This window comes from Faecalibacterium sp. i21-0019-B1, from assembly GCF_042852915.1.
GTDB classification, from domain to species: Bacteria; Bacillota; Clostridia; order Oscillospirales; family Ruminococcaceae; genus Faecalibacterium; species Faecalibacterium taiwanense.
This window is the reverse complement of record NZ_AP031425.1, coordinates 1,410,508-1,422,894: the sequence shown is the minus strand read 5'-3', so window position 1 is coordinate 1,422,894 and position 12,387 is coordinate 1,410,508. Positions and strand designations below refer to the sequence as shown.

The 12,387-nt window shown below is 58.4% G+C and carries 14 protein-coding genes and 1 tRNA gene; 11 read left to right on the top strand and 4 right to left on the bottom strand.

What is annotated here, in order from left to right; genetic code table 11:
• Position 1: 1 nt before the first annotated feature.
• Both uxuA and ACGHP1_RS07255 read right to left on the bottom strand, forming a co-directional pair.
• Positions 2-1,102: a mannonate dehydratase gene (gene uxuA, locus ACGHP1_RS07260; RefSeq protein WP_005937183.1), complete on the bottom strand. Its 1,101-nt coding sequence runs from the start codon at positions 1,100-1,102 to the stop codon at positions 2-4.
• 215 nt (positions 1,103-1,317) lie between these two features.
• Positions 1,318-2,772: a lipopolysaccharide biosynthesis protein gene (locus tag ACGHP1_RS07255; RefSeq protein ID WP_097774909.1), complete on the bottom strand. Its 1,455-nt coding sequence runs from the start codon at positions 2,770-2,772 to the stop codon at positions 1,318-1,320.
• 319 nt (positions 2,773-3,091) lie between these two features.
• Between ACGHP1_RS07255 and ACGHP1_RS07250 the strand changes: the two genes are divergently transcribed.
• Positions 3,092-3,175, top strand: a tRNA-Leu gene (locus ACGHP1_RS07250).
• 191 nt (positions 3,176-3,366) lie between these two features.
• On the opposite strand, the gene ACGHP1_RS07245 is transcribed toward ACGHP1_RS07250, so the two are convergent.
• On the bottom strand, positions 3,367-4,530 hold the full coding sequence (locus tag ACGHP1_RS07245; protein WP_390508724.1) for a tyrosine-type recombinase/integrase: 1,164 nt from the start codon (positions 4,528-4,530) through the stop codon (positions 3,367-3,369).
• A 431-nt stretch (positions 4,531-4,961) separates the two neighbouring features.
• Positions 4,962-5,639: a LexA family transcriptional regulator gene (locus ACGHP1_RS07240; protein WP_337679000.1), complete on the bottom strand. Its 678-nt coding sequence runs from the start codon at positions 5,637-5,639 to the stop codon at positions 4,962-4,964.
• Between the two features lie 178 nt (positions 5,640-5,817).
• Between ACGHP1_RS07240 and ACGHP1_RS07235 the strand changes: the two genes are divergently transcribed.
• The 10 genes from ACGHP1_RS07235 to ACGHP1_RS07190 all read left to right on the top strand — a co-directional run bounded on the left by ACGHP1_RS07235 (position 5,818) and on the right by ACGHP1_RS07190 (position 12,384).
• Positions 5,818-6,039 (top strand): DUF739 family protein, encoded by a 222-nt coding sequence (locus tag ACGHP1_RS07235; RefSeq protein WP_337678999.1) that lies wholly within the window; start codon positions 5,818-5,820, stop codon positions 6,037-6,039.
• 28 nt (positions 6,040-6,067) lie between these two features.
• Positions 6,068-6,277 carry a hypothetical protein gene (locus ACGHP1_RS07230; RefSeq protein ID WP_337678998.1) on the top strand — a complete coding sequence of 70 codons (210 nt, stop codon included), beginning with the start codon at positions 6,068-6,070 and terminating at the stop codon, positions 6,275-6,277.
• 13 nt (positions 6,278-6,290) lie between these two features.
• Positions 6,291-6,578, top strand: coding sequence for a hypothetical protein (locus ACGHP1_RS07225; RefSeq protein ID WP_337678997.1), 288 nt, complete (start codon positions 6,291-6,293; stop codon positions 6,576-6,578).
• Between the two features lie 14 nt (positions 6,579-6,592).
• Positions 6,593-6,949 (top strand): type II toxin-antitoxin system PemK/MazF family toxin, encoded by a 357-nt coding sequence (locus tag ACGHP1_RS07220; RefSeq protein WP_390508721.1) that lies wholly within the window; start codon positions 6,593-6,595, stop codon positions 6,947-6,949.
• Entirely contained in the window at positions 6,946-7,149 is a 204-nt protein-coding gene (locus ACGHP1_RS07215; protein ID WP_337678995.1) for a hypothetical protein, read from the top strand. Before ACGHP1_RS07220 ends, ACGHP1_RS07215 begins: the two co-directional genes overlap by 4 nt.
• A complete protein-coding gene (locus ACGHP1_RS07210; RefSeq protein ID WP_390508719.1) occupies positions 7,146-7,769 on the top strand; it encodes a hypothetical protein in 624 nt (207 codons plus the stop codon). The genes ACGHP1_RS07215 and ACGHP1_RS07210 overlap by 4 nt, the downstream gene beginning before the upstream one ends.
• A 322-nt stretch (positions 7,770-8,091) precedes the next feature.
• Positions 8,092-8,625 carry a hypothetical protein gene (locus ACGHP1_RS07205; protein ID WP_390508717.1) on the top strand — a complete coding sequence of 178 codons (534 nt, stop codon included), beginning with the start codon at positions 8,092-8,094 and terminating at the stop codon, positions 8,623-8,625.
• Positions 8,612-9,772 carry a DUF2800 domain-containing protein gene (locus tag ACGHP1_RS07200; RefSeq protein ID WP_390508715.1) on the top strand — a complete coding sequence of 387 codons (1,161 nt, stop codon included), beginning with the start codon at positions 8,612-8,614 and terminating at the stop codon, positions 9,770-9,772. The genes ACGHP1_RS07205 and ACGHP1_RS07200 overlap by 14 nt, the downstream gene beginning before the upstream one ends.
• Positions 9,773-9,774: 2 nt before the next feature.
• On the top strand, positions 9,775-10,320 hold the full coding sequence (locus ACGHP1_RS07195) for a DUF2815 family protein (protein ID WP_390508712.1): 546 nt from the start codon (positions 9,775-9,777) through the stop codon (positions 10,318-10,320).
• A 63-nt stretch (positions 10,321-10,383) separates the two neighbouring features.
• Positions 10,384-12,384: a DNA polymerase gene (locus ACGHP1_RS07190; protein WP_390508710.1), complete on the top strand. Its 2,001-nt coding sequence runs from the start codon at positions 10,384-10,386 to the stop codon at positions 12,382-12,384.
• Positions 12,385-12,387: the final 3 nt, after the last annotated feature.

The following is a 12,387-nucleotide window of genomic DNA, read 5'->3' as shown; positions in this document are numbered from 1 at the left end:
ATCAGCCCTTCTTTTTCTCTTCATCCAGACGATCCAGCAGATCCCAGACACCCAGCATGTACTGAACGCCCAGAGCACGGTCATACTTGCCGTAACCGGGGCGGCAGTTGCCGGGGCCTTCCTCCCACAGCTGACGGCCGTGGTCGGGACGGATGTAGCCCTCAAAGCCGCAGTCATGGTAAGCACGCAGCACCTCGATGATGCCGGTCTCGCCGCAGCAGTCGCGGTGAGCAGCCTCGGAGAAGTCGCCGTTGGGGAAGTGGTGGATGTTGCGGATGTGACCAAAGGCAATGCGGTCGCAGTGCTTGCGCACGATCTCGGCACAGTTGTTGTTGGGGTTTGCGTTCAGGCTGCCGGTGCACAGGGTCAGGCAGTTGTACGGATCATCCACCATGCTCAGGAAGCGGTCGATGCTCTGGGCATCCACCAGCAGACGGGGCAGGCCGAAGATATCCCAAGGGGGATCATCCTGATGGATAGCCATTTTGATGCCGCACTCATGGCAGGTGGGCATCAGTGCTTCCAGGAAGTACTTCAGGTTTTCCCACAGCTTTTCCTTGGTGACAGGGGCGTAAGCCTTGAACAGCTCGTCCAGCTTTGCCATGCGCTCCGGCTCCCAGCCGGGGAAGGTCATGTTATACTTCTCAGTGAAGGACATGATGTACTCAGCCATAGCCTTGTAATCGCCCTTGATCTTGTCCTTCTCATAGAACAGTGCAGTGGAGCCGTCGCCCACGGGGTGGAACAGATCGGTACGGGTCCAGTCGAACACCGGCATGAAGTTGTAGCAGATGACCTTGACACCGAACTTGGACAGATTGCGGATGCACTGCTTGTAGTTCTCGATGTACTTGTCGCGGGTGGGCAGGCCGATCTTGATGTCATCGTGGACGTTGACCGACTCGACCACGTCCATGTCGAAGCCGTAGGCGTGGATCTGATCGGCTACCTTCTGGATCTCGTCGATCTCCCAGATCTCGCCGGGCATCTTGTCGTGCAACGCCCAGACGATGCTGGTCACGCCGGGGATCTGCTTGATGTCGCTCAGGCTGATGGGATCGTTGCCCTCGCCATACCAGCGCCAACCCATTTTCATAGGCATAGGAAAATCCTCCTGTTTTATATTTTCTGCTTTGCATTTTCCGCGCAGCCGTGTGCCGCGCTCTTGTACTTATATTCTAGTATATCAGTTGCGTTTTTTCAATGGTCGCTTTGCCGGTTTTTAATGTTTGTTCTTGTATACTTTAGACAAAAAGAACAAAAATCCGTCGGACATCACCCGCCCGACGGATTTTTACACGATTCAAAATGCCGGTTTCAGCGTTTCAGCTTCTGCCGGATGGACGGAGCCAGCACATCCTTGAAATATTCAAAGGTGTCCAATTCCAGAATGGCAGAGCCTGTCAGATAAATGCCCAGACCAACCACCACCTGAATGATCACCGTCAGCAGATCCGGCAGGTGCAGGAAAATGACCAGATACATGCACAGGCCCGCGCCCGCTGCCAGCAGCAGGGTCGGCAGGATATCACGCATCTGTTCCAGATAGCCATAGCCGATCAGCTTTTTGTTGAGCTGTGCATCCAGGATCTGGGTCACAATATTCGTGATCAGCATACCATATGCAATGGCCTCGACGCTGACACGGAATGTTGCCAGCAGAAGAAGGATGCACACCCCTTCGTTCAAAAGCTGACATTTCAGGTAAAGATCGCTGCGGCCCACCGCCTTGGCTGCATTCAGGTTTGCCGTGATGATCGGCCAGCACACATACCCCAGACAGAACACCCTGAGGAACAGCACACAGGGCAGCCACTTCTCGGTGAGGATCAGGCGCACCAGCGGTTCGGCACAGAACGCAGTGCTCATCATCACCGGCGCAATAATATAGGTACAGGTCTTGATGGAGCGGCGGGTCATGTTCTTGACCTGCGCACGGTCATCCTGCAGTGAGGACATGACCGGGAACAAAACGCTCTCAATGGAAGTATCCACGCTTGACGCGATATTATAAGTCAGGTTATCGCCCTGATTGTAATACGCCAGATCCGCCGAGGTGTACATCTTGCCGATGATCAGGCTGCGCAGGTTGTTGTAGATGACGCTGCTCAGCGACGAGGCCAGCAGCTTCCAGCCATAAGAGAGCAGCCCTTTCAGGTGCTGCCACGAAAACTCCATCTTAGGCCGCCAGGAGGACAGCTTCCACAACACCAGCGTGTCCACCGTGATATTAGATACCTGCTGCACCACCAGCGCCCAGACTCCAAAGCCCATGTAGGCAAGGCCCAGGCCCAGGACCGTGGATACGATCGCGCCCGCAAAGGCGGAATAGAAAAAATACTGGAACTTCATGTTCCGGGTCACATGCGCCTGCTGGATCGTTTTGATGCCGCAGACCGCCACTGTCAGGCTGATGCCGCGAAAGATCGGGGTCATGCTGGGGTCATTGTAGAAAGCAGCCAGATACGGTGCCGCCACGAACATTCCCCCATACAGCACAAAGCTGATCACAATGCTGAAAAAGAACGCCGACGAGTAATCCAGCTCGTCCACTTCCTTCTTCTGCACCAGCGCGGTGCCAATGCCGCAGTCCAGCAGGACATACATGATATTGTTGAACACCGTCACCAGTGCCACCTTGCCGTAATCATCGGGTGTAAGGATGCGCGCCAGAAGGATGGACACCACCGCTGAGATCAGCTGCACACCGCACCGCTCTGCAAAGCGCCAGAAAAAACCGTTTACAATAACATTTTCTTTTTTCTCGTTCATTCCTGCGTCCACTCAAATTCCTTTCAAAAAAGCCGGTCGGTCTGCACCCTGCGCAGAAATGCATTTCCGCCGTATCGCCGTATCCTTATCATCTTCTTCTCTGCTGCCAAAACAACTGAGCAGAGATAGTTAGTTCTATAATATCACACCCATCCATGCATTTCAACCAACATATTCTTAAGAAATGACGGCCCGAAAATTTCATTTAAAAAGAGAAAAAGCGCTTGACTATCTGCCGGGAACGTGGTAATATATTCAAGCAGTCCGCATCACGGTCTTTCACCTCAGAGATTTCAGGGCTGCGAAAACAATACGGTATGCGAGGGTGGCGGAACTGGCAGACGCGCACGTTTGAGGTGCGTGTGGTTTATCCTTGGGGGTTCGAGTCCCCTCCCTCGCACCAAAAGATACCCGCGAAGTTACGTTAAAAATTCGTAGCTTCGCGGGTTTTTCGTTTTTGGCAGTGGTCAGATACTGCCAGATACTGCCCAATACTGCCTGATTTTGCGGGGGCATTGTAGTGAGACTGTAGTGTAAAAAATTGCCCCGGGAAGCCAGCTTTCACCGTGCTCCCCGGGGCAATTTGTAGGGAAATTAAAGATTTTTGCTCACATAGGCATCCAGCTGAGCGGTGTACCGGGCGTTTTCCTTCTCCCGCAGATGCTGGTAGATGCGCCGGGTGGTCATGATGTCCGAGTGGCCCAGGAGCTGCTGCGCCACCATATCCGGCACGCCCGCGTAGAAAAGATTCGTGGCGAACAGGTGCCGGAACTGGTGGGCCGTGACCAACGGTTTGTACACGACCCTCTCCACGATCCGCTCCGGGCGGTTCTGGTATGCGGGCATCTTCGTTGTGCGGGTGTAGCTTTCACACAGCCCCAGCTCTCGGCAGTACAACATCCATTGATGGCTGTACTGACACTGAGTGAGCGGCTTGCTTGTGCCGGACAGAACATAGTCCTCCGGCTGGTGCGCAGCCTTCCCCGTTTCCAGCATGGGCCGCAGCGGTGTCAGCACAGGGATGCTACGGTAAGCCTTCTCCGTTTTCAGCAGTTCCCGGTAGGGCTGATTATGGTCCCACGGCATGGCCTGTACCGGCGTGATCTTGCCCGCGTCCAGATCCACGTCCTTCCACTGCAAGCCGTTTGCCTCGCCCATGCGCAGCCCGGTGTACTCAAACAGCCACGCCCAGAAGCCGCAGCCCTCCGGGTGGGCGTTGATCAGATCGCGCTGTTCCTCGGTGGGCTCCACCCTGCGGCCATCCTTCAGCCCGGCGGGCAGTTTCGCCAGCAGCACAGGATTACCGGTGCCGTGGAAGTTCGCACACCAATAGGTGAAGATGCAGGACAGCACGCTTTTTGCGTTTTTGATGGAATGCTTGCTTTTGCCTTCCATCTTCAGGTGCGCCAGATACCCGCCCACCGCCTGAGCATCGATGTCGTTCATCACGGTATCGCCAAAATAGGCTCTGGCAGGAGCAAAGTGCTTCTTGTAGGCGTTCACCGTACCCCGCCGCACCGGCTTTTCCGGGCCCCGGATATACTCTTCATACGCCACCGACACCGCCCGGAACGTGTAGCGCTTTTCCTTCGGGTCCATGCATTCCAGTTTATACGCCAGCACCGCGTCCTGATATTTGCGCTCCGCTTCAGCCTTGGTCTTGCCATAAAACACCCGGGGCTTCGGCAGACCCACCGAACGGTGGATGCAGACACCGCCGTCCGGGCGCTTTGCGGGCTGCTTCTTTGATTCAGCCATAAAAATAACACCTCCATAAGGGTACACTTTGACAAGCCTGCCCGGAGGTGCTACAATACAGATGTCTAGTCTGTGCTTCCCACCTCTGGGCAAGCCGATCTATTCCAAACGCTCTCGGTGTTGGCGCACCGGGGGCGTTTTTGCATTTTCAGGTTCACCCACCACATGCAAGCCTGCGCAACGCACGCATATGGCGGCAACAAAAGTCTAGTTGACTGCAACAAAAAGGGACATACAAACTTTGTAGTCACGAAAAAGTGAGTGTTCATGCGGGCTTTTGGGCAAAACATACAGAGGCATACTCAAACTCTTATCCTGACCCTGAACAGAAGAAAAGAAGAGTATACGCACGCGAGAACGCGCTTGATGCCCACACGCGTAGGGTTTATAGGGATTTCTGTAGTCAAAGTTACACGTATGCAAGCGGGAGGTCAGCCGATCCAGTGCATCCAGCCTACGGCCTTACCCTCGATCTGCACGTCGTTCATTTCCTCACGGCGACGAATGATCGATTCAAAGGCGGGATTCTCGGGCCGCAGCTCAATGTAATCGTTGTGCAGGTACACTCGCTTGAGTGTAGCTTCTTCCCCTATTCGCACAGCAGCGATCTCGCCATTCTCCACCTCAGGCTGAATGCGGATATACACCACGTCCCCGTCGTGGATACCCGCACCGATCATGCTTTCACCCTGGCATTTCAGGGCAAAGTCACAGCGCATATCCACCGGGGCGTTTACGTCGCCCTCCCGGTTCTGGATGGCCGTGATGGGGTCGCCGCAGGCGATGGCACCGATCAACGGCACCTTCCTCATCTTCGGCAGCGGCATGAAGCCTGGAGGGATGGTGGGCTTTTTATCGAGCTGCACCGATACTTTGGGCGCGCTTCTTTCCGCAGGGACGTCGTACCCCATCAGCCAGGCCTCCGACACGTTCAGAGCGCGGGCGAGCTCATACACAGCGTCCTGCTTTCCTTCCCAGTCGCCCTTCAGGTAGTGAGAGATGCTGTATTTAGAGATTCCAGAGCGGGTAGCCAGTTCGATCTGCTTCATCCCGCGCAGATCCAGTCCTTCCCGTAGGCGCTGCGCAAAGGTCGCGGTCTTCTTCGCCATAATGGTGGCTCCTTTCTTTACGTTCTGGTGTAAGTATAATATACCGGTTGCGAAAAATCAATACCAAGTGCGAACTAAATTGTGAAATCTCTATTTTTGTGTTGACATTTCGCAATTGCCGCGCTATACTGTGGCCGTGGTTGCGAAACCGCAACACTACAGATAGGAGGTGAAAACTATGCCCACCATGGATTACACCCTGCTGCGCGGGCGCATCCGCGATTGCGGAATGACCCAGAAGGATTTAGCGGAAAAAGCTGGGATCAGCGAAGGGCAGTTCTGCCAGAAGCTGGCCGGGAATTTTGCATTCCGCCAGGACGAGATCGACCGAATTTGTGCCTTGCTGAGCATTTCGCCCGCAGACATTGGCCGCTACTTCTTTTTACCGAAAAAGTTGTGATTTAACAACATTCAAGGAGTAACCACACATGAAACGCCCAGACGCTTGGCACGACGCGTATCGCGCCATCTACTCCACCACCGGATGCATCCGGCTGACCGTCGCACAGGCCGCTGCCCAGATGGGCACCAGCCCCAAGCGGGTCACGCAGCAGTATCCGTATGGTTGGAGCGGTCAGGGCCGGGGCAAGACCATCCGGCTGGACACCCTGCTGGATCAGGAATTCAAGCTTTACTGAGGAGGAATCACAAATGAGACTGAAACCCGGAGTTTTGCAGTGGGCGGCGGTTGCCTGCTTCTGCGTCGGCCTGATCTACGCCCTCGGCCTTGAGGGCGGTGCACAGATCGGCCAGCCCATCACAGACGGCGAGTTCATCACCGCGATGGTGCTGATCCTGACCTCCATCGCGCTGGGCCGTCTGAGCTTTGCGCTTGAGGACCGGCAGCAGCGCAGCCGCTACGGCAAGATCAACCGCACCCACGCTCGCAACACCGAATACCCTGCCCTGCCGGAGCACAGCAGCCGCAGGGACGCATGAGAGGAGGACACACGATGTTTAACGACAAACGCCGGGGCGACATTTGGTGGGCGCAGGACACCGCCCACAAACGGGAGGACACCTGCCTGATCCGGGGTGACCGACCGGTGGTGATCGTCAGCAGCGACGAAGTCAACTGCAACACGCGCATCATTACGGTGGTTCCCCTGACCTCCAGCCCGGCGCAGCTGGCCCGCGGCGATGGCACCTACGATCAGGTTCTTTTGACCGGCTACGGCGCACCGAGCATGGCCCTGACCCGGCAGGTGCACGCAGTGGACACTGACGATCTGACTGAGTACCGGGGCCATTTGACGGATGCCGATATGCTCCGGCTGGACGCGGTCCTCCGCCGTACGCTGGGGGTATGAAGTGGTACACGGCCTACCTCCACCGAACAGAGGAGATTCTCGCCTGCGGCACCGCGCAGCAGGTGGCCGAGGCTTTAGGGATGAAGATGGGCAGCTTTTACACGGCCGTCTCCCGGAGCCGGGCATGGAAAAACCGCAGATATGACTTCGTGATCGAAGAGATCAGCGAGGACGAATTTAAAAAGGAGTATGCCTCATGAAAACGCTTAAAGTCAGATTGACCTTTACCGAGCCGCTGCTCGGCACCTGGCCCGCCAATCAGAACGTGGCCCGCGAGTACATCGCGTCCAAGGGCCCGGACGCGGCCACCATCGAGGATGAAGTGGCTGCCCTGGGCGCGGATGCCGCAGCCGACAAGGCGATGACGGTATTCCCCCGCAACGAGGCCGGGCAGCCCATCCTGTATGATTACCAGGTAAAGGGCTTCTTCAAAGACAGCTGCGGTATGCTGGGCCGCATCGGTGGCAAGGACGAGAAGGGCAAGAAGAAAGCCGTGAACGAATCCGGCAAGCTGACCGCCTACAAGAAGATCATCGACGGCCTGATCTTTGTCGGGCCCCGCCAGATTCCCCTGATCCTCAGCGGGGAGATGACCGAGTGCCAGCGCCCCTTGCGGGCCCAGACAGCCCAAGGCGAGCGCGTGAGCCTTGCCAACTCCGAGCAGATTCCCGCAGGCAGCACCTGCGAGTTCGAGATCACCTGCATGGACGATGCCCACGAAAAGGCGGTTCTGGAATGGCTGGACTACGGCAAGCTCCGGGGCCTGGGCCAGTGGCGCAACAGCGGCAAAGGCCGCTTCACCTACGAGCTTCTCGACTGATCGCAAAGGCATTGGGCTGCCGTGCGACGCAACGGCAAAGGATGGCATTGCCGAGATTGGCAGCGGCAAAGCACTGCTGTGGAAGCATAGCAAAGGCGTTGATTAGCTAAGACATGCAAAGGCACGGCCCGGTTTCGCGGAGAAAAGCAAGGGCATGGCGAGGCCCGGCACTGCGGTGCAATGGCTATGCCTCGCAAAGAGAGGCGGAGCAGTGGCATAGCATGGTAGCGCGTCGCAAAGCTTTGCGAGGCAATGGCAAAGACAGCTCCGAACTGCAAAGCGTAGATTCAACAGAATCTTTTTATAAAAGGAGCGTAACACTATGAATTTTGACCTTCACCTTTACGGCGAAACACCGGAAGAACTGCTGAACGTACTGGCTCACCTGGGCCACATGGACAGCAACTACCACACCCCTATCCCTGATGAGCGTCACCCTGCGCAGGCTCCCGCCTCGCAGCCCCAGAGCGAGCCTGTGACGCAGTCGGACAAACCCAAGGCGCAGACACCCGCCAAGCAGAAAAAGGCCACACAGAAGCCCGCAGCCATCTCTGCGGAGGAGCCTGCAAACCCTACCACGGCAGAAGCCTCGGGTTCTCCCTCGCGGGCGGATGCCGCACCGGTGACCTCAACCTCCGCGCCAAAATCCGCACCCGCTTCTGACCCTGCCACGCTGGACAAAATCCGCGATCTGGCCCGCAGCTTGATCGTGGCTGGCAAGCGAGCAGGTGTTCAGGCAGCCATCAAAGCCACCGGTGCTGCATCCGTCTCTAAGCTGCCGCCTGACAGCTACACCAGCGTCTGGGAGGAACTGCTCAAGCTGAAAGACGAGGTGGACGCAAATGCCTCCAATTAAACACGCCCTGCTGGGTGCCTCCAGCGCGGCTCGTTGGATCGCCTGCACCCCCAGTGCCCGGGCCACCGAACACCTGCCCGAGGAGACCAGCAAGTACGCCGTAGAGGGCACAAGAGCCCATGAGCTGTGCGAATACACCCTCCGGCACAACCTCGCAGGCTGGGAGGATGGCAAACCCTTTGACCCGATGTACGACTGGTACGGCGGTGAAGGGACGGTTACGCCGGAAATGCTCAAAGCCGCCAACCAGTACGTCAGCTTCATCCATGACCTGTGGGTCGGTTTCTCCTGCCGCCCGGGGGTGTTCATCGAGCAGGAGGTGGACGTGAGCCGGTGGGTGCCACAGGGCTTCGGAACCTGTGACTGCCTGCTGATCGGCGGCGGGCTGCTGCACATCATCGACTTCAAGTATGGGCAGGGCGTACCGGTGAACCCGGAGCGCAACCCGCAGCTCATGTACTACGCCCTCGGAGCTTACGCCCTGTTTGACGGCATCGAAGAGGTAGACACAGTGCGCCTGAGCATCGTACAGCCCCGGATGCAGGAGGAACCCCAGACATGGGAGCTGCCGCTGGCCGATCTGCTTACATGGGCGCGGGAGGTGCTGGCACCAGCTGCCCACATGGCATGGCGGGGCGAGGGCGAGTTTGTCACAGGCGAACACTGCCGCTTCTGCAAGGCTCACCCGAACTGCCGGGCATGGAAGGACAAATACGGTCCTCTGGCAGGGTTTGAGCCTTACCCGGAACCCGCTACACTCTCCGACGAAGAGCTGGGCGAATGGCTGCAGAAGCTGGAAGGGCTGGCCGCCTATGCCAAAGACCTGGAAGAGTACGCCCAGCAGGCGCTGATGGATGGCCGCAGCCTGCCCGGCTGGAAGCTGGTACAGGGCCGCAGCACCCGCAAGTGGACAGACCAAGATGCCGCGTTCCAGCAGATGGAGCACGACGGCATCGACGAGGCCATGCTGTACACCCGCACGCCCATTTCCCTGACCGCTGCCGAGAAGATGATCGGCAAAAAGAAATTTGCCGAGACCATGTCGGCCTTTATCACCCGGGCACCCGGCGCGCCTAAGCTGGCAGCAGCCAGCGACCCGCGCCCTGCCTACAACCGCTTAGAGGGCTTCACGCCCGAGGAGGACTAACTATGAACGCAAACGAAGTTATCATTCCCTGCCGCCTGTCTTACGCCAACATCTGGGAACCCAAGCAGGTTAACGGCACCGGCGACCCCAAGTACAGCTGCTGCCTGCTTATCAAGAAAAGCGATACGGCAGCCATCGCCAAGCTCAAGGCCGCCATCGAGGCCGTCAAAAAGGACCCCAGGGCACTGGCCCGCTGGGGCGGCTCAGTTCCCAAGAACCTGAAGCTGCCCCTGCGCGACGGCGACACCGAAAAGGACGACGAGAACTACGAGGGCTGCTACTTTCTGAACGCCAACGCCAGCGAGAACCGCCGTCCGAAGATCATCGACCGTGCCTGCAACGACGTACTGGATCAGGACGAGGTGTACAGCGGCTGCTACGCCAATGTCAAGATCGGCCTGTTCTCCTACAGCGCCAGCGGCAACAAGGGCATTGGCGCAGGGCTGGAGGTCATCCAGAAGGTCCGCGACGGCGAGCGGCTCTCCGGCGGCAACTCCACGGACGGCTTCGAGGTCCTGAGCGACGACGATGACAGTTTCCTCGACTAAACACCCGTATACCGGAGGCCCCCGCAAAGGACCTCCGGTCTTTTATCAGGAAAGGAGGAACCCATGAAACCGATCATCACGGTGGATATAGAGACCTACTCGCCGCAGGACATCGCCAAGGTCGGTGCCTACCGGTACGCCCAAGACCCAGACTTTCAGATCCTGCTGCTGGGCTATGCCAACGAGAACTCAGACACGCCCAGAGTGCTGGATCTGACCAGCTGGCCGGACACGAAGCACTTCCTTCGGGAACAGCTGCCGTGGCTGCTGGATGACAGCTACACCAAGCGGGCCCACAACGCCGCTTTTGAGTGGTGGTGCCTGTCGGAGGCCATGGGACTAAGCTGGGAGCAGCGGGTACTCTGGCTCCAGCAATGGGAATGCAGCATGGTACACGCACTGTACTGCGGCCTACCTGCCCAGCTGGGGGCCCTCGGTGCGGCCCTGAAGCAGCCGGAGGACGCGCTCAAGATGAAGGAGGGTAAGGCGCTGATTGCCTACTTCTGCAAGCCCTGCAAGCCCACAAAGCGCAACGGCGGGCGCACCCGCAACCTGCCTCAGCACGACCCCGACAAGTGGCGGCTGTTCTGCAAGTACAACGGCATGGACGTGATCGCCGAGCGGGCAAATGACCGGAAGCTGGCCCCATGGCCGGTGCCGGAGGAGATCATGCAACAGTGGCGGGAGGATGTGGAGATGAACGCCCGGGGCGTGGCGGTGGATATGGAGCTGGTAGAGGGTGCCCTTGCCTGCTCCGCGCTGATCACAGAAGAACAGACCACCGAGTGCAAAGCCCTGACCGGTCTGGCCAACCCCGGCAGCAGAGCCCAGCTGCTGGGCTGGCTCCACAACCGGGGCGTAGAGATTCCCGGCCTAACCAAAGAGGATGTGGGCAAGGCTCTGGCTGGCGACTTGCCCAGCGACGTACGCAGAGTGCTGGAGCTCCGGCAGCAGCTGGGCAAGACCAGCAACACCAAGTATGAGACCATCGCAGCCAGCGCAGGCCCTGACCACCGGGTGCGTGGAACCCTGCAATTCTACGGGGCCAGCCGGACAGGGCGCTGGGCCGGGCGGCTGCTTCAGGTGCAGAACCTGCCCCGCACTTACCTCGACCATCAGGCTGAGTGGCGCAGCATTGTAAAGCTACACGACCCCGAAGCGTTAGCTCTGCTGACCTACAATGTATCTGATACGCTGAGCCAGCTCATCCGCACAGCGCTGGTGCCCGGCAAAGGCTGCACCTTCGTGGATGCAGATTTCTCAGCCATCGAAGCCCGGCTGATCGCATGGCTGGCCGGTGAGGAGTGGGTGCTGGACGTTTTCCGCACCACCGGCAAGATCTACGAGGCCACCGCAGCCCGCATCTTCGGTGTGCCCTTCGACAGCATCGTCAAGGGCAACCCAAACTACAAGTACCGCCAGCGCGGTAAAGTGGCAACGCTGGCTCTGGGCTACCAGGGTGGTGTGGGCGCTATGAAGCGCATGGGCGGCGATCAGCTGGGTCTGGACGACGAGGGCCTACAGGACATCGTGAACCGCTGGCGCAGGCAGAACCCCAGCATCTGCAAGCTCTGGCGCAGGATGCAGGACGCAGCGGTGCACACCATCCGCACCGGCAGGACTACGGTTCCCCGAGTAGGAGTGACGCTCCGCAAAGAGGTGGCCTGGGGCTTTCCCTTCCCGTTTCTGACCATACAGCTGCCCAGCGGGCGCAAGCTCTTCTACGCCGACCCCGGCACCACGCCGGATGACCGCATTACTTATAAGGAGTGGGACACGGGCAGCTGGCGGGAAGCCGAGACCTACGGCGGCAAGCTGACCGAGAATCTCACCCAGGCTGTGGGCCGGGACTGCCTGGCTTTCGCGCTGGATAACCTCCGACGGGCTGGGTACCAGGTGGTGTTCCACGTCCACGACGAGGTCATCATCGAGCTGCCTACCACGCAGGACGCGGAAGTCGCACTGGACAACGTGGTAGGCATTATGAGCATCGTGCCTCCCTGGGCCGAGGGGCTGCCCCTGAACGCGGCAGGCTGGTACGGAGACTTTTTTACAAAGGACTGAGGA

What these genes read in the sequence shown, in the direction of transcription:
- uxuA (WP_005937183.1), bottom strand. Translation starts at nt 1,102, where the DNA reads ATGCCTATGAAAATGGGTTGGCGCTGGTATGGCGAGGGCAACGATCCC.
- ACGHP1_RS07255 (WP_097774909.1), bottom strand. Translation starts at nt 2,772, where the DNA reads ATGAACGAGAAAAAAGAAAATGTTATTGTAAACGGTTTTTTCTGGCGC.
- ACGHP1_RS07245 (WP_390508724.1), bottom strand. Translation starts at nt 4,530, where the DNA reads ATGGCTGAATCAAAGAAGCAGCCCGCAAAGCGCCCGGACGGCGGTGTC.
- ACGHP1_RS07240 (WP_337679000.1), bottom strand. Translation starts at nt 5,639, where the DNA reads ATGGCGAAGAAGACCGCGACCTTTGCGCAGCGCCTACGGGAAGGACTG.
- ACGHP1_RS07235 (WP_337678999.1), top strand. Translation starts at nt 5,818, where the DNA reads ATGCCCACCATGGATTACACCCTGCTGCGCGGGCGCATCCGCGATTGC.
- ACGHP1_RS07230 (WP_337678998.1), top strand. Translation starts at nt 6,068, where the DNA reads ATGAAACGCCCAGACGCTTGGCACGACGCGTATCGCGCCATCTACTCC.
- ACGHP1_RS07225 (WP_337678997.1), top strand. Translation starts at nt 6,291, where the DNA reads ATGAGACTGAAACCCGGAGTTTTGCAGTGGGCGGCGGTTGCCTGCTTC.
- ACGHP1_RS07220 (WP_390508721.1), top strand. Translation starts at nt 6,593, where the DNA reads ATGTTTAACGACAAACGCCGGGGCGACATTTGGTGGGCGCAGGACACC.
- ACGHP1_RS07215 (WP_337678995.1), top strand. Translation starts at nt 6,946, where the DNA reads ATGAAGTGGTACACGGCCTACCTCCACCGAACAGAGGAGATTCTCGCC.
- ACGHP1_RS07210 (WP_390508719.1), top strand. Translation starts at nt 7,146, where the DNA reads ATGAAAACGCTTAAAGTCAGATTGACCTTTACCGAGCCGCTGCTCGGC.
- ACGHP1_RS07205 (WP_390508717.1), top strand. Translation starts at nt 8,092, where the DNA reads ATGAATTTTGACCTTCACCTTTACGGCGAAACACCGGAAGAACTGCTG.
- ACGHP1_RS07200 (WP_390508715.1), top strand. Translation starts at nt 8,612, where the DNA reads ATGCCTCCAATTAAACACGCCCTGCTGGGTGCCTCCAGCGCGGCTCGT.
- ACGHP1_RS07195 (WP_390508712.1), top strand. Translation starts at nt 9,775, where the DNA reads ATGAACGCAAACGAAGTTATCATTCCCTGCCGCCTGTCTTACGCCAAC.
- ACGHP1_RS07190 (WP_390508710.1), top strand. Translation starts at nt 10,384, where the DNA reads ATGAAACCGATCATCACGGTGGATATAGAGACCTACTCGCCGCAGGAC.